The following is an 18,223-nucleotide window of genomic DNA, read 5'->3' as shown; positions in this document are numbered from 1 at the left end:
CGCCGGTGACCTACCGAGATCGGAGCGAAATGCCGGAAGTGATTGGCCTGGGCCAACTCCGGAGCGACGCGTGTACGTATCTCGAGCGGGTTGCCGCCGGGGAAGCGATCGACGTGGTCCGTCGCGGCAAGCTGGTGGCGCGCATCGTGCCCGTCGGCGACTGGCGGGTGGCGCCGATCCCGGCGCGAACCGTCAAAGTCTCCGCGTCGGAGCCCGGCGGTTGGGTCGGGCTCGAGGAACTGCGAACGCGCGCCGGGCGCTGCTTCGATCGGGTGGCGGCCGGCGAGACGATCTACGTCGTGCGGGGCGGCAGGTTACTGGCGCGGATCGTGTCGGCCGGTGACCCGATGATGGCCCCGCGAGCCGCCGACGCCGGGCGCCGAATCGAGCTCGACGAGCTGCGCAAGCGCGCGGGGCGCTATTTCGACAAGGTCGCCGCCGGGCAGACGATCGAGGTCAGCCGCGGCGGCAAGCTGGTTGCGCACATCGTGTCGGCCGGCGGGAACGACGCCCGCAAAGGGGCCTGACAGCCCCACCGGTTTCGCTCCCATTTATGTGGGTAGGCTACCCTAAGCATTACATAGGAAGGCTTACTTACCGTGCCGCTGAGGTTCCCGTTTCATCCCCACGCCGACCCGTCCCGCCGCGCCTGGCTGCCGTGCCCGAATTGCGGCTGGGGCCACAACAGGTGCTCCGAATGCCGAAGTCACCGCAACTGCGGCTCGCACTGGCAGTACTTGCTCAGCAACCGCGCGACGCTGGTGAAGCTGCAGTGCCCGGGCTGCGCCAACGTGTGGTCGACCGACACGCGACACCGCTAAGGCCGGGAGAACGGGTCGTCGGGAAGCGGGCGCTGGCAGATCGCGTGTGCCTCGTCGGCGCCGAGCCCGAACAGCCGCAGCACCTTTTCGGTGACGCTGTCGGCGGCGCGCGCATCGTCGCGATCCGGATCGTCCCGCAGCAGCTTCCCGAGCCCCAGCAGCGCGCCACCGGCAACGGCCAGGGCAAGTTTCGGGTCGTCGATCGTGAACCTCCCGGCGTCGGCGCCGGCCAAGATGTCGCGCAATGCCCGCGGGGCGAGGCCGCGGTCGGATGACAGCAGCGCGAGGCCGTTCGCCAGCAAGATGTCGCTTTCCTGTGGGCGGCGACGAAACAGGCGGCCGGTCAGCCGGAAACTGGTGGCGAACGTCTCGGCGGGGTCGACGATCGCCTCGGTGAGCCGGTCCAGCATCGCCCCGTGCGCGTCGAGCACGTCGGCGACCGCCGCCTCGAACAGCTGTTCCTTGCTGTCGAAGTGGTTGTAGAACGAGCCCATCCCGACGTCGGCCACCCGGGTGATCTCCAAGACCGGCACGTTGACCTTGCCCTCGGCGATCAGCCGCTGGGCTGCGCCGATCAGGGCCGCGCGGGTGCGCTGTTTCCGGCGTTCCAAGCGGCTGGGCGGCTCCACGCCCTCGGGTATCGCGCTCACCTTGAGCAGTATGCCTCACTTCTGATGATTTCGTCAGCAGCTCTTGACCGAGAGGTTGTTCGTATGTGACGATTTCGTCAGTTAGTTTGGAGATCGCGATGAACCTGACCAAAAACGCCCACCAGGAGCTGCACAGCGAACACGGCGCGCTGCGGGGCGAACACCCCGGCCGGTCCCGCAACCCGGTCGTCAAAGTGGCCGACCTGGCCTGGCTGGAGTTCGAAAAGCCCGACCTCACGCGCGCCGAGGCGTTCGCCCAGGCCTTCGGCTTCCAGACGGCGCGGCGCCTGCCCGACGAACTGCACTTGCGCGGCACCCGCCCGAGCGGTCCGTGCGTGATCCTGCGCCGGGGCCGGCAGACGCGATTCGCCGGCGTCGCGTTCCAGGCGGGTGACGAGGCCGACGTCCTGCGGCTGGCCGACAAGTCCGGCGCCACCGTGCGGCCGCTGCCCGAGAGCATCGGCGGGTTGTCGGTCGATCTGACCGACCCCAGCGGCACACCCGTCCGCGTCGTCGCCGGCACGCACCAGCTGCCAGACCTGCCGGGCCAGCGACCCCACGCGTTCAATTTCGGTGACGACGTGCGGCGCACCAACGTCGGCCAGCGTCCCCCCCGGGTGCCGGCGCGGGTGGAGCGGCTGGGTCACCTGGTGATGCAGTCGACCAAGTACCTCGAAACACTGAACTGGTACCTGGACAACCTCGGGATGATCGTCAGCGACTTCCTGTTCTTCCAGGGTCAGCGCCAGCGCGGGCCGACCATGAGCTTCATTCGCTGCGATCGCGGTTCTACCCCGGCCGACCACCACACGCTGGCCATGGCGCTGGGTCCGGCCAACCGTTACGTGCACTCCGCATACCAGGTCAGCGACCTCGACGCCCTGGCCGCCGGCGGCGAATACCTCAGGGAGCGAGGCTATTTCCGGTCGTGGGGCATCGGCAGGCACATCCAGGGCAGCCAGATCTTCGACTACTGGCGCGATCCCGACGGTTTCCTGGTCGAGCACTTCGCCGACGGTGACCTGTTCGACAACACCGTCGAGCCCGGCTGGGCGCCCTTCACCGCGTCCGGTCTGGCTCAGTGGGGGCCGCCGGCGACGAAGGACTTCCTCGGCTTGGGCGTGAAATCGGCTCGGCACGAGTTGGTTTCGCTGATCAGCGCGCTGCGCACCAGCAACGAATTCGATGTCAACCGCCTCGTCGGCCTACTGAAAGTGCCCACCTCATGACCGTTTCCGTGCTGCACACCGCCGACTCGTGGTGGCTCAAGACTCCCGACGGCGCCGCGAAGATCGACACCGCCGCCACCACCACCGCCGCGCTGCTCGGCGACCGGACGGCATTGGACGCCGCTATCCGGGCCGCCGCCGCCGGCACGGACGCCGTCACCGTGGACAGCCTCACGTTGGTCTCACCGGTCACCAGGCCGTGCCGGGTGGTGGCGCAGATGACCAATTTCACGTCGCACGTCAGGGACGCGGGCATGGACCCGGCGACGGTGCCGCTCACGTTCTTTCGCAAGGCGTCGGCGTCGATCAACGGCCCGTTCGACGACATCGTCAAGCCCGCACACGTCAAGCTCCTCGACTACGAGGTGGAGATCGGGTTGGTCATCGGACGGCAAATCCCCATCGGCACGACGATTTCCGACGCCAACCTCGCCGACCACATCGCCGGTCTGGTCGTCACCAACGACGTCTCGGCGCGCGACATCCAGCTTCCGCAGACCCAGTTCTACGAGGCCAAGTCCTACCCCACGTTCACGCCGGTCGGGCCGGAGCTGGTCTTGCTGACGGCCGACGAGCTGAAGCGGTTCGGCGACCTGCGGCTACGCCTGAGCGTCAACGGCCGCGAGCGGCAAAACGCGCTCGTCGAGGGCGACATGCTGTACCGGCCGCTGGAGGCGCTGCAGTCGCTCACCCAATTCCAGGAGCTCGCCCCCGGCGACCTGATTCTCACCGGTACCCCGGTCGGCACCGCGCTGAGCGCGCCGCCCAAGCCGATGCAGATCGTCGGAAACCTGTTGCCACCGGCGGTGAAGTGGAAGATGTTCTTCTCCCGCCAGGCCGGCAACCGCGACTACCTGCAGGACGGCGATGTCGTCGAGGCGTCGGTTGCCACCGACGACGGCACGATCGATCTCGGAACCCAGCGCACCACAATCCGATTCGCGTGACGGACCACCCCATTCGGCGCGTCCCGGTCGTCATCGTGGGCGCCGGCCCGACCGGCATCACCGCCGCCACGTTGTTGGCGCAACACGGGGTGGACTGCCTCGTGCTCGACCGCTGGCCCGGGATCTACCCGCAGCCGCGTGCCGTGCACCTCGACGACGAAATCTATCGGGTCATCGCCCGTCTCGGCGCCGGCGACGAGTTCGCCGCGATTTCGCGGCCCACGCTGGGTCTGCGGCTGCTGGACAACCGATCCCGGCCACCCCGGGTGCTCGCCGAGTTCAACCGCGATCCGGCCCGCAGCCCCAACGGCTTCCCCCAGGCCAACATGTTCGATCAACCCGAATTGGAAGCGGTCCTGCGCGCGAACCTGAAGCGGTACCCGAACGCCGAGATACGCGGCGACGCGGAGGTCACCGAGCTGACCGACAACGGCGACGGCGTGCGCGTGAGTTTCACCGACCGCCGCGACGGCCGCGGGCGGCACGTCGAGGCCGGCTACCTGCTGGGCTGCGATGGCGCCAACAGTGTGGTGCGGGCCCAGATCGGCTCGGCGATGCGGGATTTGAACTTCGAGCAGCGTTGGCTGGTCGCCGACGTGGCCAGCGACGCCGACCTGCGTCAGTGGGACGGCGTGCACCAGGTGTGCGACCCCGTCCGCGCGGGAACGTACATGCGCATCGGGCCCGCCCGCTACCGGTGGGAATTCCGGTTGCTGGCCGGCGAAAGCGCCGACGACTTCGACACTTTGGCCGCGCTGCGGCCGTTGATCGCCCCGTGGGTCGGTGGCGTCGCGGACGGCGAATTGCACCTGCTGCGGGTCACCGAGTACACCTTCCGCGCGCAGATCGCCGACCGGTGGCGGCGTGGAAACGTCTTCCTCCTCGGCGACGCGGCACACCTCACTCCCCCGTTCATCGGCCAGGGCATGGGCGCGGGCACGCGGGACGCCGCCAATCTCGCCTGGAAGATCGCCGGCGTCCACGACGGCACCCTTTCCGCGGACGTGCTCGACACCTACGAGCGGGAGCGCAAGCCGCACACCCGGTACATGATCCGGCTGGCGCTGGGCGTCGGCTGGGCGATGACCGGGGGTGGTCGAGTCGGCGACGCGGCGCGCCGCGTGGTGCTGCCCCGGCTGCGGCTGATCCCGGGCCTGCGCGACAAGGTGGTCGATTCGACCACCCCGGCGCTGCGCGCCTCCGCGCTGGTGTGCAAGTCGCGTCGCCCGCGCCGGCTCGCCGGCACGCTGTGCCCAAACCCGTTGCTGCCCAACGGTCGCCGGCTCGACGACCTGATCGGAACGGGTTTCGCGCTGATCAGCGTCGGTGAACCCCGCGCCGCGGACCAAGCGCTGTTGCGCCGGCGCGGCGTCGCCGTCGTGGCCGCGCAACCCGGCGGCCCGCTGGACGCGTGGCTGCGCCGGGGCCACGCCAGCGCGGCGTTGGTGCGCCCGGACCGCACGGTCCTGCGCGCCGGACGCGACCCCGCAGCGCTGTGCGCGTTCGCGGCCACCATCCTGCACGGCGGCTAGCTCGGCGAGCAGACGCAAAATCGCACGCGAATGGAATTCAGCGTGCGATTTTGCGTCTGCTCGCGGTGGGAACGGGGCCCGCTAGGACTGGGGCGACGGCCTGGCGACGATGACCGGGACCCGCACCGAATGCAGGACGGTGTTGCTCACCGAGCCGAGCAGCATGCCGGTCAGGCTCCCCCGCCCATGGCTGCCCAGCACGACGAGCTGAGCGGACGCCGCCTCGTCGATCAGGTGCCGGGCCGGCCGATCGCGGACGACGCGGCGATGCACCGTCACGTCCGGGTAGCTTTCCAGCCAGCCCGCCAGGCTCTCGCCGAGGCTGCGCTGCGCCTCCTCCTCGACCGTCGCCCAATCCAGATACGGAACTTCGGTCGTGATGTCGCTCCACGCGTGCAGGGCGACGAGGTCGACACCGCGGCGAGAGGCTTCGTCGAACGCGAGCTCCGTCGCGCGCTCGGAAATCGCGGACCCGTCGACTCCCAGGAGCACAGGGGCGTCCTCCTGGTCGGGTAGCCCCTCGTCATGAACGACGGCGACCGGGCAATTCGCGTGGCGCACCACCGTCGAACTGACCGAACCGAGCACGCCGCGGGCCAGCAGCCCCCGACCGGAGGTCCCCACGACGATCATTTCCGCCTCGTCGGACATCTTGATCAGGGCCGCTGCCGCGTTGGAATACACCAACTCCCGGCCGATCGAGACCTTCGCGTCGGCCGGCATCGCGTCCTCGGCGATCTTGACCGCGTGCATGATGGCCTTTTTGCCGTCGTCCTCCAGCCGCACCACCAGGGCTTCGGGATACGGCACCGGCGGATAGGTGGCGGTCGGGGTAGCCACCGCGTGGACGACCGTCAGTGGGACGTTGCGCATTGCCGCCTCGTGGGCCGCAAAGCAGGCGGCCGCATCGGCCGCCGGCGAGCCGTCGACCGCGACGACGATGCCCAGCCGCTTCGTAGATGTCGACACTTGGTTTCTCCCTTCGTCAGCAGTGACGCTATCGGGCGGCGGCCCGTCGGTCGTGAGGCTTTAGTCCTCAACCCACGGGGACATAGGGCGGTCGCTGGAAGCCGTTGGGGCCGTTGAATTCCCCGAGATGTAACCGCCGCGTCACCCGCCGGTCGCCGCAAAGCGCGCCGAAGGTGGGATTCAGGCGCCGGCCGGTTGCGTCACGAAGTCGATGAGCTCCTCGACGCGGCCGATGAGCGCCGGCTCCAGATCGTTCCAATCGCGCACGCTCGAGCGAATTTTCCGCCAGGCACGCGCGATGTCCGCCTGGCTGGCGTGCGGCAGGCCCAGCGCCGCGCAGGCCCCGTGCTTCCATTCCAGCTGCCGAGGCACCGTCGGCCAGGCCGCCAGGCCAAGCCGCTGCGGCTTGACCGCCGCCCAGATGTCGACGTAGGGATGGCCAACGACGAGGGTGTCGGGACCACCCGGTCCCCGTCGTACCGCCTCGGCGATTCGTGCCTCCTTCGAACCCGCGACGAGGTGATCGACGAGCACCCCGAGCCGGCGGCCGGGGCCGGGCCGGAACTCCGCCACGATGCCCACCAGATCGTCGATCCCACCGAGATGCTCGACGACCACGCCCTCGATGCGCAGGTCCGCACCCCACACCTGGGCGATCAGTTCGGCGTCGTGGCGGCCCTCGACGTAGATGCGGCTGGCCCGCGCGACGCGGGCACGCGCGCCGGGCACCGCGACCGAGCCGGACGCCGTCCGGCCCGTGGCGACGGGTGCCGCGCGACGCGGCGCGGTCAGGATCACCGGGCGTCCCTCGAGCAAATACCCTGGGCCGAGCGGAAAGCCGCGGGTGCGGCCGTGCCGGTCCTCCAGCTCGACGCGACCGTGCTCGACCCGCACCACCGCGCCGACGTAGCCGCTCTCCACGTCCTCGACGACCAGGCCGAGCTCCGCCGGGTGCTCGGTCGAGCGTGGCTTGCGCCGCCCGGCGGCGAGGACATCGGTTCCATAGCGATCAACCACCCGGCAATACTAGGAAGCGTTGCGGCCAAACGCCCTTAGGGCGCGCCGACTCCGCCGCCGGCTCTCCACTCGTCGAAATTGTTAAAGCGCTAAGGATTCGGGCGCAAGCCTGAAAAATCCATAAATTAGTCGTAAGTAACTGCGTGGTCTTACCGGGCTGATGACGTCGCTACTGCTAGGTTGCTAAGTGCCGCCAATGCACAGGCGTGTGGCGGTGAGCGAGGTGGACGTATGGACCTGTCGCATTGGGTGTCGAGCATTGTCGCCTTCGTGCGCGCCGGTTACCCCACCGGCATGCCGGTAACCGGGTACGTGCCGCTGGCGGCGTTGTCGCGTCGACGCGTATCCAACGACGAGATCACCACCATCACAAGAGAACTGATCATGCGCCGGTGCCCGCCGATCAGTACCGCCGACGTCGGCGTGGCGATCACCCACGTCACCAACGCGATGCCCTCGCAGGATGACATCGATCGCGTGCAGCGCCGGCTGCAGGCGATCGGGTGCGCCCGCGGGTAGCTAGGAGATTCGCCGGCCGTCCGTGCCGAAGAAATGCAGGTGCCCGGGTTGCGGATGCATGCGCACCCGGCTGCCCTTTTCCGGCGGGTGCCGCGCGTCGGCGCGCGCGACGACGGGCTGGCTGATCACGTTGCCCGAGCCGGTGATTCGACCGTAGAGGTAGGCGTCGGCGCCGAGCTCCTCGACCACGTCGACCTCCATCTCCACGCCGAGGCCGCCCAGTTCGAAGTGCTCGGGGCGGACCCCGACCACGACCTCGGTTGCGGTGCCGGCCATCCCACGCGGCAGCGCGATCGGCCAGTCCCCCAGTGACACCGCGGAGTCCACGATCGGCAGGGTGAACAGGTTCATCGCCGGCGACCCGATGAACCCCGCGACGAACACGTTGTCCGGGTTGCGGTAGAGCTCGCGCGGTGCCGCGAACTGTTGCAGCACGCCGTCGCACAGCACGGCGACCCGGTCCCCCATGGTCATCGCCTCCACCTGGTCGTGGGTGACGTAAACCGTGGTGGTTCCCAGCCGGCGCTGCAGCGCGGCGATCTGGTTGCGGGTCTGCACCCGCAATTTGGCGTCGAGATTGCTCAAAGGCTCGTCCATCAGGAACACGTGCGGCCGGCGCACGATCGCGCGGCCCATCGCCACCCGCTGGCGCTGCCCGCCCGACAGGTCTTTGGGTTTGCGATCCAGGTAGGGTTGCAGGTCAAGCAGTTTCGCCGCGGCCAGCACCTGCTCGCGGATCTCGGCCTTGGGGGTCTTCGCGATCTTCAGCGCGAAGCCCATGTTCTGCGCCACGGTCATGTGCGGGTAGAGCGCGTAATTCTGGAACACCATCGCGACGTCGCGATCCTTGGGATCGACGTTGGTGACGTCCCGGTCCCCGATCCGGATGCGCCCGGAATCCAGCGTTTCGAGTCCGGCCACCATCCGCAGCGAGGTCGTCTTTCCGCATCCGGACGGCCCGACCAGAACGACGAACTCGCCGTCCGCCACGTCGAGGTCGAGGCCGTCCAGGGCGGGGCGATCCGCCCCCGGATAGCGGCGCGTCGCCCGCTCGAAACTCACCGAGGCCATGGCTATCCGTTCATTCCGGTGACGGCGATGCCGCGCACGAACGAGCGCTGCGCGACAGCGTAGATGATGACCAGCGGCACCATGATCAGCATGGAGGTCGCCATGATCACCGGCCAGCGCGCGACGTACTCGCCCCGCAGCCGCACCAGGCCCAGCGTCAGGGTGGCGAGGCTGTCACGCTGGAGCATCAGCAGGGGCCAGAGGAAGTCGTTCCAGACGTTGACCCAGGTGAGCACCGCCAGCACCAGCACCGCCGGCCTGGCGTGCGGCAGCAGGATCCGCCAGTAGATCTGCCACGGCGAGCAGCCGTCCAGGATCGCCGCCTCCTCGAGATCGGTGGGCAGCGTTCGGAAGAACTGCCGCATGAGGTAGGTGCCGAACGCGCTGCCGAACAAACCCGGCACGATCATCGCCCACGGCGTGTCCACCCATCCCAGCGTCCGCATCAGGATGAACTGCGGGATCACCGTGACGGTCAGCGGCACCATCAGGGTGCCCAGGTACAACACGAACAGCGTGTCGCGACCGCGAAACCGCAGCCGCGCAAACGCGTATCCCGCCAGCGAACAGAAGAAGACCTGCCCGGCCGTGACGCACCCCGCGTACAGCACGGTGTTGAAGAACATGCGCCCGAACGGCATCAGCGAGAACACCTCGGTGTAGTTCGACCACCGCGGATGCGCCGGCAACAGCCTGGGCTCGGTCACCTCGCCTTCCCGCTTCAACGAGCCGGACACCGCCCAGGCGATCGGGAACAGCCAGCACCACGCGATCGCCAACAGCGCGGTGTAGATCACCACGGCGCGAAAAACGTTGCGCGTGAACACCCGCTCAGCCGAGGCCACCGGACACCTCCAGAGAACGCTGCCGGGTGAGGCGCAGCTGCACGACGGTCAACACGAGCAAGATCGCGAACATCACCCAGGCCAGCGCCGACGCGTAGCCGAATTCCAGGAACGAGAAGGCGTGCTGAAACAACATGATGCCCAGCACGTAGGTAGAGCTTTCCGGCCCGCCGTTCGGCCCGTCGAGGACGTAGACCATGTCAAACGCCTGGAACGCGTGGATGATCGAGATGACCACCACGAACGACATGGCCCCCCGGATCAGCGGCACCGTGATGAACGCGAACTGTCGGACCTCGCCCGCTCCGTCGATTCTGGCCGCCTCGTAGAGATTTTCGGGCACTCCCTGCATCGCGGCCAGCAAGATGACGGTGGCGAACGGCACGCTGCGCCAGACGCTGACGACGCAGAGCGACGCCATGGCCCAGTGGGGGTCCACCAGCCAGGGGATCGGGCCGATGCCGACCCAGCCGAGCATGATGTTGAGTAGCCCGTCATCGGTGTTGAAGACGAACTGCCACACGACCGCCATCACCACCGACGAGATGGCCAGGGGCAGAAAGACGATGGTGCGAAAGACGCCGATGCCCTTGATCTTTCGGTTCAGCAGCGCGGCCACGACGAGGCTGATGACGACGGTCGGTACCACTGTGCCCAGCGTGAAGATCACCGTGTTGCGGATGGCGATGAGAAACAGCGGGTCTGAGGTGAACAGCTCCGTGAAGTTCTTCAGCCCCACGAACTTCGGCGGCCTGAACACGTCCCAGCTCTGAAAGCTCATGTACAGCGAGAACACCAGCGGGAAGACCATGAACACCGCGACCGCAGTCAGGTTGGGCGCCACGAAGAGGCGACCGGCCCGCGCGCGCCGCCGCAACGGACCGGATCCTTTGGCATTCTTGCGGGTATCGGTCGACGTCATGGATTGCGCAGCACCTCGTCGAGGGCGGGCGACAGCCCCGCCAGCGACGTCGCCGGCCGGGATCCGCGCAGCACGGGTCCGAAGCTGCGGTCCATCAGGGCGGCGATCTTTTCCCACGCCGGGGTGACCGGCATCCCCTCCGAATGGGCCGGCCCCTGGGTGAGCACGGCCAGATTGCCGATCCTGTGGTGCGATTCGGCGAAGCCGGCCGAGTTGAGCGCGGAGCGCAGCACCGGCACGAAGAGGGTGGATTCACCCGTCAGCGCCTGGCCGACGGGCCCGGTCGCGAATTTCACGAATTCCCATGCCTGCTGCTTGCGTTGGCTGCTCGCGGAGATTGCCAGCCCCGTCGATCCGATGTTGGAGCAGGCGGGCTGCCCTTGCCGGCGCGGTCCCACCGGCAACGGGGCGACATCGAAATCCAGGTCCTCGGCGCGGATGAACGTCTGGTAGCGCCAGTGGCCACCCATCGCGATCCCCGCCCGGCCCGACGCGAACAGATCGGGTGTGGACATCGACTGCACCTCGGATGCGTTGGGCGCCACCCGGTGTTTGTTGGACAGGTCGGCGTAGAACTGGACGGCGTCGGTGAAGGCGTCGTCGCCGAAATTGAAGTGGGTCGGGTTCGTCAGCGGGGTGGCCCACGGGACGCCGTTGTTCATGGCGAACAACCCGGCCGAGTAATACGAGGAAAACAAGTTGACGAAACCCCACTGCGTGGTTCGCCCGGACCTGTCGCGCTTGGTGAGAGCCGTGGCAGTGTCCAGGAACTCGGTGAAGGTCCACGGCCGCTCCCAGGTGCCGGGCGGCGCCGGCAGCCCGGCCTCGGCGAAAAGCCGCTTGTTGTAGAACAGGTAGTTCCCCGACCACTGCTCCGGGAGCGCGTACTGCCCCCCGTTGAACGCGAACGTGTCGTACAGCGACGGGATGCTGTCCGATCGCAGTTCGCCCGCGAAGGCCGGGTCGCGCGCGAGCATGGCGTTGAGGTCGCACAACACCCCCCGGTCGGCCAGTTCGGCATAGGTCAATTCCCACGCCATCAACACGTCGGGGCACTTGCCGCCGGCGCAAAACGTCGATAGCTGCTGCATGACGCCCGGCGCCGACAGCACCGGCCGAACCTTGATGTCGGGATGTTGGCGCTCGAACTCCTCGACGATGCGCAACCGGCGATCCCGCTCGTCGGGATTGGCGGCGAAAAAGAAGGTCAACGCGTCGTCGTCCGGAGCGCAACCGGCGGCCCACGGCGCCAGCGACGCGGCGGTGAGCGCGCCCGCGCCGCGCAACAGGCTGCGTCGCCCGAACGGCCTATCGAGCATGGCTCTCCCGACGTTGCCCGACCGCCGGCAGCGCGAGAACCGCCCGGCTCAGGCGGTCCGGATCTCCGGTGATGTCGATGGTGTGAATGCGGTTGTCGGTTCCGATGCCGATCCGCAGGAGGACCTGCGCGCGCCCGTGGGGCGCAAGGACGACGCCCGGGGCACCGTCGATGAGCAGCACGACGCCGGCCCGCGCGCGCCGGGTGAAGTGGCGGGTCTCCTCGGCGACGACCCGCGCGCCGCGCAGCTCGACCGGCACGCCCGCCCCGACCAGCGCCGGGTCGACCCGGCGCACCACGTCGGGCGCCAGCAACTCGAGCAGGGTGGCGATGTCCCCGCCGCGGGACGCCGCCAGAAACGCCTCCACGACCTCGAGATGCGCGGCCGCGCGGGCGGGTTCGGCGGCCGGACCGGCGTGCAACCGGCCGCGCGCCCGGCTTGCGAGCTTCTTGGCGGCCGCCGGCGATCGGCCCAGCAGGCCGGCAATGGTCTCGAAGGGCATCGCGAATACGTCGTGCAGCACGAAAGCGACACGCTGAGCGGGTGAGAGCCGGTCGAGCACGACCAGCAGCGCTTTGCTGACCGAGTCCGCCACCAGCGCCGCCTCGTCCGCGGGCGGCACCGCGGTTCCGGCGAGCCGGTCGAGTTCGTCGGGGTCGGCGAGCGGTTGCTCGGCGCGCCGCTTGCGTGCCCGCAGCTGGTCGAGCGCCTCATGGGCGGTGATCGTCGTGAACCAGCCGGTGAGGTTGGCCACTCCTGCAGCTCCGTCGATTCCGTACCGGCTGGCCTTCAGCCACGCCGACTGCACCGCGTCGTCGGCATCGGCCGCCGAGCCGAGCAGCCCGAACGCGACCGACCTCAGGTGTCGCCGATCCGCGTCGAACCGTTGCGCGAGATCGGCAAGATTTTTGGGTGCGCTCATAGGTCACCTTTCCTGCGCGGGAGTCGTCAAGAAGGTGAACGCATCCATCGAACTCTCTGTCGCAAAGGAGACCAGCACCATGACCCTACCGATTGTGCGCCGCGACGCGCTCCGCGGCCATTCGGCTCGCCGCTGCGGAAATAGCTGTAGGACAAGGGATTGACTCAGATGCATACCGCCTACGTCATCGTCACGCTAACAACTGCCGTCGTCACGGCCGGAATCGCCGTCGCCGACCTCATTCCGGCCGGGTTCGTCCTGGCCAACTCGGCCGAGGTCGGGGTGCCGCGCTCGTGGCTGGCACCCCTGGCGGCGGCGAAGCTGGCCGGGGCCGCCGGGCTGGTGGTGGGGCTGCTGGGCCTGCGGGCGCTGGGCATCGCGGCCGCCGCCGGGCTGGTCTTGTTCTTCGTCGGCGCGGTGATCACGCACCTGCGGGCCCATGTCGTTTACAACATCGCGTTTCCCGGCGCCTATCTGTGCCTGTCCGCCGCAACGCTGGCCCTGATGGTCGCGCGCTGAGCCCGGCCACTCCTCACGCCGGAAAGTAGCGGATCCGGTCGATCGCCTTGCCGGGCCACGCCGCATTCACCAACACGATCCCGCGGCCGTGGGCGGAGTTGACCGAGACCGCGACCGTCGCACCGGCGCCGATCACCTTGGTCCACTTGGCACCGCAGAGTTGCTCGACGAGCTCGCTGATGTCGAGCGGGTCGTCGTCGCCCAAAGTTGTTGGGGCACCGGGCGCTAACACACGCACGGCCGCGGGCTCGTCGTGCCGCGAGACGGCGCCCAGGAACGCCTCCGCCAGCCTCTTGGGCCGCGCCCCGGGCCGCCGAAGACCGGCCAGGAAGCCGACGGTCCCCCGCAACCCCTGGTTGGCCACCAGGCCACGCGACAGCTGCAGGGCGGGTGACGCCGCGCGCGGCCCGGTTCGCAGGAATTGCAGCATCATCGCCGGCAACTCCCAGTAGGCGCGCAATCTGCCAATCTTCCAGCTGCCGTTGGCCTCTCGGAGGTCGTAGCGCAACAGGGCGGGAATGTACATCGTCACCGCCGGGCCCATCGATACCTCGAGTTCGAGATCGCGCAGAACGGTTGTGCCGAAGACGATGTCGAGGTCGCGATGAAACGTGATGTCGCGCGGACCGATGAAGGTGTCATAGAACCGGCCGATCTGGGTGTGCCCCCGGTGCGGCCGGGATCCCACCGGGTCTTCGATTTGGCCGTCGGGGGTGAACAGCCCGACCCACCCGGCGCGGTCGTGCGCGGCGGCCGCCTGCGGTGAGCGCTCCACCGCGGCGAGCAGGCGCCCCCGGTCGAGCGGCACCACCATCAGCTTCCGCCCACCAGCTCGACGCCGACGGTTCTCATCTCCTCCAGCGCCGCCGCGGCGGAGTCCGCCGCCACCGCCGCCGTCAGGTCCACCAGTACCCTCGTGGTCAGGCCGGCCCCGGCCGCGTCCTCGGCGGTTCGCCGGACGCAATGATCGGTGGCGATCCCGACGACGTCGACCTCGTCGACCCCGCGCCGGCGCAACCACTCGAGCAGCGAGGTGCCGTTCTCGTCGACGCCCTCGAAGCCGCTGTAGGCCGCGCCCGAGGCGCCCTTGCGGAAGACGGCCTCGATCGGGCCGGTGTCGAGGTCGGGATGAAACTCCGCACCGGCGCTGCCCGCGACGCAGTGCGGCGGCCACGACGACGAAAAATCGGGGCGCTCGGAGAAGTGATCGCCCGGGTCGACGTGGCAGTCCGCGGTCGCCACGACATGGTCGTAGCCTGGCCGGCCGGCCAGATACTCGTTGAGGGCGGAGGCCAGGCGCGCGCCGCCACGAACCGGCACGGAGCCGCCCTCGCAGAAGTCGTTTTGCACGTCGACGATGACCAACGCTCGCACGGGTCCACCCTAGCCTCGACGGGCGGCTAGCTGGCCGTTCAGCCGGGCACGGTTTGTTTGCCGGGCGGTCGGGTAACCCAGCTGCCATGTTGATCCGCAGAATCGCGAGGCCCCTGCTGTCGGCGGTGTTCATCGGCCAGGGAATCGACTCGCTCCTCAATCCCAAGCCCGCGGCCGAGGCCGCGGCGCCGGCGGTCGACGGTCTTCGGGCCCTGCCGGACCCCGTCGGCAGCAGCATTCCCAGCGACCCCCAGACGTTCGCCCAAATCAACGCCGCCGTTCAAATCGGCGGCGGCCTGTTGCTTGCCACCGGCAAAGCGCCGCGGATCGCCTCGGCGGCCCTCGCCTTCACGGTGCTGCCGGCCAACCTCGGCGCGCACATGTTCTGGAGCGAAAGCGACCCGGCGCTCAAGGCCCAGAAGCGCAAGGACTTCCTGACCGATCTCAGCCTGCTGGGCGGGCTGATGATCGCCTCCGCCGACACGGCCGGCAAGCCGTCGCTGGGCTGGCGGGGACGGCAGGCGGCCGAGCGGCTCTCCGAACGGGTTTCCTCGGCGCTGCCCGGATCCGACGACAGGTTCGACGAACTCGGGGAGCGGATCGTGCACGGCCTGCAGGCGGGCGCCGAGCGGGGGCGCGAGCTGGCCAGCACCGCCGCCGAACGGGGCGCGCCCTACGCCGAGGCCGCCGTCGAGCGCGGTCGCGAACTGGCCAGCACCGCGGCCGAACGGGGCGCCCCGTACGCCGAGGCCGCCCTCGAACGGGGCCGCGAGCTGGCCAGCACCGCCGCGGGCGCCCCGCTGGCCAAAAAGGCCCGCAAACGCGGCGAGGAGCTGGCCAGCACCGCCGCGGAGAAGGGTGCTCCGCTGGCCAAGAAGGCGCGCAAACGCGGCGAGGAGCTGGCCGGCACGGCGGCGGACAAGGGCGCCCCGCTGGCCAAGAAGGCCCGCAAACGCGGCGAGGAACTGGCCGACACGGCGCGCGACCGCGGGGTGGAGTTCGCCGAGATCGCGCGGCTGCGCGGCAGCGAACTCGCGAACACGGCGGCCGCGCGCGGCAGTCAACTCGCCGACGCCGCTCGGGAACGAGTCAACGATGGGGCCAAGACCCGTCGGCGCCGCCGCCCCTGGTAGCCGCCCGACCCGGCGGCGCTACTACCCCGCCCGCGCCACGAAGGTGTCCACGATGGCGTCGACCGCCTGGCCGGCGTCCGCGGTGACGCCCGCCTCGTCGGGGCCGAGGGGTTCCAACGCCTGGAACTGCGACCGCAACAGCGCCGCCGGCATGAAGTGGCCGGCCCTGGCGGCCAACCTGGCGCCGATGAGTTCCGGTGAACCGCGCAGGTGCAAAAACTCCACCCGCGGGCAGTGCGCCCGCAGCTGGTCGCGGTATGTGCGCTTCAGCGCCGAGCAACTCACCACCCCGCCGTCGCGATGATCGGACAGCCACGCGCCGACGGTTTCCAGCCAGGGATAGCGGTCGTCGTCGGTCAGCGGCTCACCGGCGGTCATCTTGGCGATGTTGGCCGGCGAGTGCAGGGCGTCGGCGTCGACGAAGGGCACGTTGAGCCGCCGGGCCAACGCCGCCACCACCGTCGACTTGCCCGATCCCGAGACGCCCATCACCACGACGGGTGGGCCGGCGGCTACTGCGGCAGGTTGCGGTTCCATTCCACCCAACCGACACCGGCGCGGCCGTCCGCCGTGCTGACGCTGACCCAGGCCCGCGGAAACTGGCTCACCCGCCCGTCGGCGGCGACCAGGCGCACCGGCGCCTGCCCGCGCACCTCGATGTCCGCGGTGACGCCGCCGGGGTGCAGGCCCAGCGTCGCGTTCAGCGGTAACCCGTTGTCGCCGAAGGCTTCCCGCGAGGCAACGGTGTCCAGCTCGACGACGTCGCCGTCGGCGTCCTGGGCGTAGCCGATGCTGAACGCCGGCGCGCCCGGGATGCGGATGTTCACGCCGTGCAGGTGGGTGCCGTCCTCGAGGTGCAGCGCGCTCCAGATCCAGTCCATGCTCCACCAGTCGCGCACCCCCCAGGAGTGGTCACGCTGCCCGGGCGCCGAGTCCACGCGGTAGCTCTCGCCGTCCACCGTTACGGTTCCCGTGACGCTGCAAGGGATTTCGTAGCGCGTCGTGAGCCGATACTTGTACGGGGTGCCGTCGGTAGCCCACACCAGGCTCATCGTCATCTCGACGGGTGTTCCCGGCTCGCCGCGCAACAACGCCGACGGGTCGGAATACGCCTGTGCCCGTGCCCGCACGTCGACGCGGTAGGCCTGCAGCGGTGCGCTCGCGGCGTGGCTCAGATCGAAGTCGTCGGTGCGCACCAGCCACGGGTCCTCCGGCAGCGGGACTTCGGCGTCGAGCGCGACGGTCGGCAGGCCGGGTCCGCACAGCAGCGCGTGCACGAGGGCGGTGCGCTGGTTGGCGATCAGGCCGATGCGAAACCAGCCGCCCAATCCCTGTGCCGCGTCGGCGAAGTCGGCGTACCAGCTCTCGCTCCACAGCGGTTCCGCGGTCGGGGTGTGGGCGAGTTCGTCCTCCTCCGTGGGCCGCAGCGGCTCGGCCTTTGCCGCCTCGGGCAGCGTCGCCAACGCGTCGGTGTCGAGCACGTGGTCGCAGTTGCGTTCCAGCATCGTCATGAACATCCGGTCGCCGCGGTCGGTGCGCTCCACCAGCATCGACGAGACGATCGCCATCATCACGCCGAAAAAGCTCTGGCGCCGAACGCCTTCGGCGACGTCGGCGAGGCTGATCGGCGCCGCTGGGCCCAGCGCCTCGTGATAGGCGCGCAGCAATTCGTCGTACCGCTCCCGGCGGTCAGGTGTGCGCAGCGCGCAGCCGAGGAAGTACGCCAGATCCGTCAGCGCGGGCCCCCAGGACACGGTCTGCCAATCGACGACGGTCAGCGGGCGGTCGGCCCCGGCGGTGCCGAACAGCATGTTGTCCAGCCGGTAGTCGCCGTGCACCAGGCCCCGGATCCGGTCCGCCGCCGACTCCTGGGCGAGGTAGCCGTCGAACGCGGCCACCAGGCGTTCGCATACGACGCGGTGCTCGGGCGCGATCTGCCCGCCGTACCGGTCGATGAAACCGGCGTACAACGGCGCGATCATCGCCTGGCCCAGGGGCGAGTCGCGGTTGAGCCACGGCGCGTCGGCCAGCGACGGGTCGCCGAGCAGCGGCCCGTGCAGCCGCCCCAATTCGACGACGCCGAGCAGCGCCTGTTCGCTTGTCGCTCCGGCGATTTCGTCGCCGACGACGGCGGGTCCCGCGTCGCCGAGCAGCAGGTCGAACGCGCCCGTGGCGGTGTCGACGGCGGCGTGATAGCACGGCGCCACCGGCCCGCCCAGGCGCGGCGCGATGTCGCCGTAGAAGCGGACCTCGCGCTCGTAGAGCCCCAGCGCCGCCCCCGTCTGCCGGCTCACCGGGTCGGACGCCGCGACCTTCAGCACCACCGACTCGGGCCCCTCGGCGTCGGCGTCGGCGTAGGTGAGCCGGACGCGGTAACACTCGCTCATCTGGCCGGTGCCGATGCGTTCCACGGCGAAGTCGGCAATGGGTCCGG

The 18,223-nt window shown here is 69.5% G+C and carries 19 protein-coding genes; 7 read left to right on the top strand and 12 right to left on the bottom strand.

Annotation, left to right across the window (positions count from 1 at the left end; translation table 11 throughout):
• Positions 1-29 precede the first annotated feature (29 nt).
• Positions 30-527, top strand: a complete 498-nt coding sequence (locus tag A5673_RS22200) for a type II toxin-antitoxin system Phd/YefM family antitoxin (RefSeq protein ID WP_156748476.1) — start codon at positions 30-32, stop codon at positions 525-527.
• Between the two features lie 290 nt (positions 528-817).
• Here the strand turns inward: A5673_RS22200 and A5673_RS22195 are convergent, their stop codons facing one another.
• Positions 818-1,462: a TetR/AcrR family transcriptional regulator gene (locus tag A5673_RS22195; protein WP_369806516.1), complete on the bottom strand. Its 645-nt coding sequence runs from the start codon at positions 1,460-1,462 to the stop codon at positions 818-820.
• Between the two features lie 107 nt (positions 1,463-1,569).
• On the opposite strand from A5673_RS22195, the gene A5673_RS22190 reads away from it, so the two are divergent.
• From A5673_RS22190 to A5673_RS22180, 3 genes are read left to right on the top strand one after another with little or no spacing between them, the layout of a single operon-like run.
• A complete protein-coding gene (locus tag A5673_RS22190) occupies positions 1,570-2,700 on the top strand; it encodes a VOC family protein (protein ID WP_068237671.1) in 1,131 nt (376 codons plus the stop codon).
• Positions 2,697-3,647 (top strand): fumarylacetoacetate hydrolase family protein, encoded by a 951-nt coding sequence (locus A5673_RS22185; RefSeq protein WP_068237554.1) that lies wholly within the window; start codon positions 2,697-2,699, stop codon positions 3,645-3,647. Before A5673_RS22190 ends, A5673_RS22185 begins: the two co-directional genes overlap by 4 nt.
• Positions 3,644-5,179: a bifunctional 3-(3-hydroxy-phenyl)propionate/3-hydroxycinnamic acid hydroxylase gene (locus A5673_RS22180; protein WP_068237551.1), complete on the top strand. Its 1,536-nt coding sequence runs from the start codon at positions 3,644-3,646 to the stop codon at positions 5,177-5,179. Before A5673_RS22185 ends, A5673_RS22180 begins: the two co-directional genes overlap by 4 nt.
• A gap of 81 nt (positions 5,180-5,260) precedes the next feature.
• Here A5673_RS22180 and A5673_RS22175 read toward each other — a convergent pair whose 3' ends face one another.
• Both A5673_RS22175 and A5673_RS22170 read right to left on the bottom strand, forming a co-directional pair.
• On the bottom strand, positions 5,261-6,148 hold the full coding sequence (locus A5673_RS22175; protein WP_068237548.1) for a universal stress protein: 888 nt from the start codon (positions 6,146-6,148) through the stop codon (positions 5,261-5,263).
• A gap of 180 nt (positions 6,149-6,328) precedes the next feature.
• Positions 6,329-7,165, bottom strand: coding sequence for a DUF3097 domain-containing protein (locus A5673_RS22170; protein ID WP_068237545.1), 837 nt, complete (start codon positions 7,163-7,165; stop codon positions 6,329-6,331).
• A 231-nt stretch (positions 7,166-7,396) separates the two neighbouring features.
• Between A5673_RS22170 and A5673_RS22165 the strand changes: the two genes are divergently transcribed.
• Positions 7,397-7,684, top strand: a complete 288-nt coding sequence (locus tag A5673_RS22165; RefSeq protein WP_068237542.1) for a DUF3349 domain-containing protein — start codon at positions 7,397-7,399, stop codon at positions 7,682-7,684.
• Here the strand turns inward: A5673_RS22165 and A5673_RS22160 are convergent, their stop codons facing one another.
• From A5673_RS22160 to A5673_RS22140, 5 genes are read right to left on the bottom strand one after another with little or no spacing between them, the layout of a single operon-like run.
• On the bottom strand, positions 7,685-8,755 hold the full coding sequence (locus tag A5673_RS22160) for an ABC transporter ATP-binding protein (RefSeq protein ID WP_068237535.1): 1,071 nt from the start codon (positions 8,753-8,755) through the stop codon (positions 7,685-7,687).
• Between the two features lie 2 nt (positions 8,756-8,757).
• Positions 8,758-9,582 (bottom strand): carbohydrate ABC transporter permease, encoded by an 825-nt coding sequence (locus A5673_RS22155; RefSeq protein WP_369806515.1) that lies wholly within the window; start codon positions 9,580-9,582, stop codon positions 8,758-8,760.
• A 4-nt stretch (positions 9,583-9,586) separates the two neighbouring features.
• Entirely contained in the window at positions 9,587-10,522 is a 936-nt protein-coding gene (locus A5673_RS22150; RefSeq protein WP_068237528.1) for a carbohydrate ABC transporter permease, read from the bottom strand.
• On the bottom strand, positions 10,519-11,841 hold the full coding sequence (locus A5673_RS22145; protein WP_068237525.1) for a sugar ABC transporter substrate-binding protein: 1,323 nt from the start codon (positions 11,839-11,841) through the stop codon (positions 10,519-10,521). Before A5673_RS22145 ends, A5673_RS22150 begins: the two co-directional genes overlap by 4 nt.
• Entirely contained in the window at positions 11,831-12,763 is a 933-nt protein-coding gene (locus tag A5673_RS22140) for a sigma-70 family RNA polymerase sigma factor (protein ID WP_068237522.1), read from the bottom strand. Before A5673_RS22140 ends, A5673_RS22145 begins: the two co-directional genes overlap by 11 nt.
• A gap of 168 nt (positions 12,764-12,931) precedes the next feature.
• Between A5673_RS22140 and A5673_RS22135 the strand changes: the two genes are divergently transcribed.
• On the top strand, positions 12,932-13,282 hold the full coding sequence (locus tag A5673_RS22135; protein WP_068237516.1) for a DoxX family protein: 351 nt from the start codon (positions 12,932-12,934) through the stop codon (positions 13,280-13,282).
• A gap of 13 nt (positions 13,283-13,295) precedes the next feature.
• On the opposite strand, the gene A5673_RS22130 is transcribed toward A5673_RS22135, so the two are convergent.
• Positions 13,296-14,096 carry a ketosteroid isomerase family protein gene (locus tag A5673_RS22130; protein ID WP_068237513.1) on the bottom strand — a complete coding sequence of 267 codons (801 nt, stop codon included), beginning with the start codon at positions 14,094-14,096 and terminating at the stop codon, positions 13,296-13,298.
• Complete coding sequence (gene pncA / locus A5673_RS22125; protein ID WP_068237511.1) at positions 14,096-14,656, bottom strand: pyrazinamidase PncA; 561 nt, start codon at positions 14,654-14,656, stop codon at positions 14,096-14,098. Before pncA ends, A5673_RS22130 begins: the two co-directional genes overlap by 1 nt.
• Before the next feature lie 86 nt (positions 14,657-14,742).
• Between pncA and A5673_RS22120 the strand changes: the two genes are divergently transcribed.
• Positions 14,743-15,789, top strand: coding sequence for a DoxX family protein (locus A5673_RS22120; protein WP_068237509.1), 1,047 nt, complete (start codon positions 14,743-14,745; stop codon positions 15,787-15,789).
• Between the two features lie 21 nt (positions 15,790-15,810).
• Here A5673_RS22120 and A5673_RS22115 read toward each other — a convergent pair whose 3' ends face one another.
• Together A5673_RS22115 and A5673_RS22110 are read right to left on the bottom strand one after the other, a co-directional pair.
• A complete protein-coding gene (locus tag A5673_RS22115) occupies positions 15,811-16,326 on the bottom strand; it encodes a gluconokinase (protein WP_231971426.1) in 516 nt (171 codons plus the stop codon).
• Positions 16,302-18,223, bottom strand: a 1,922-nt coding sequence (locus A5673_RS22110; protein ID WP_068237506.1) for a phosphotransferase, incomplete at its 5' end; no start/stop codon positions are given. The genes A5673_RS22115 and A5673_RS22110, both read right to left, overlap by 25 nt.

Source organism: Mycobacterium sp. E3198 (genome assembly GCF_001667015.1).
GTDB lineage: Bacteria > Actinomycetota > Actinomycetes > Mycobacteriales > Mycobacteriaceae > Mycobacterium.
This window is presented reverse-complemented; position numbering and strand designations above follow the sequence as displayed.

What these genes read in the sequence shown, in the direction of transcription:
- A5673_RS22200 (WP_156748476.1), top strand. Translation starts at nt 30, where the DNA reads ATGCCGGAAGTGATTGGCCTGGGCCAACTCCGGAGCGACGCGTGTACG.
- A5673_RS22190 (WP_068237671.1), top strand. Translation starts at nt 1,570, where the DNA reads ATGAACCTGACCAAAAACGCCCACCAGGAGCTGCACAGCGAACACGGC.
- A5673_RS22185 (WP_068237554.1), top strand. Translation starts at nt 2,697, where the DNA reads ATGACCGTTTCCGTGCTGCACACCGCCGACTCGTGGTGGCTCAAGACT.
- A5673_RS22165 (WP_068237542.1), top strand. Translation starts at nt 7,397, where the DNA reads ATGGACCTGTCGCATTGGGTGTCGAGCATTGTCGCCTTCGTGCGCGCC.
- A5673_RS22160 (WP_068237535.1), bottom strand. Translation starts at nt 8,755, where the DNA reads ATGGCCTCGGTGAGTTTCGAGCGGGCGACGCGCCGCTATCCGGGGGCG.
- A5673_RS22150 (WP_068237528.1), bottom strand. Translation starts at nt 10,522, where the DNA reads ATGACGTCGACCGATACCCGCAAGAATGCCAAAGGATCCGGTCCGTTG.
- A5673_RS22145 (WP_068237525.1), bottom strand. Translation starts at nt 11,841, where the DNA reads ATGCTCGATAGGCCGTTCGGGCGACGCAGCCTGTTGCGCGGCGCGGGC.
- A5673_RS22140 (WP_068237522.1), bottom strand. Translation starts at nt 12,763, where the DNA reads ATGAGCGCACCCAAAAATCTTGCCGATCTCGCGCAACGGTTCGACGCG.
- A5673_RS22135 (WP_068237516.1), top strand. Translation starts at nt 12,932, where the DNA reads ATGCATACCGCCTACGTCATCGTCACGCTAACAACTGCCGTCGTCACG.
- A5673_RS22130 (WP_068237513.1), bottom strand. Translation starts at nt 14,096, where the DNA reads ATGGTGGTGCCGCTCGACCGGGGGCGCCTGCTCGCCGCGGTGGAGCGC.
- A5673_RS22120 (WP_068237509.1), top strand. Translation starts at nt 14,743, where the DNA reads ATGTTGATCCGCAGAATCGCGAGGCCCCTGCTGTCGGCGGTGTTCATC.
- A5673_RS22115 (WP_231971426.1), bottom strand. Translation starts at nt 16,326, where the DNA reads ATGGAACCGCAACCTGCCGCAGTAGCCGCCGGCCCACCCGTCGTGGTG.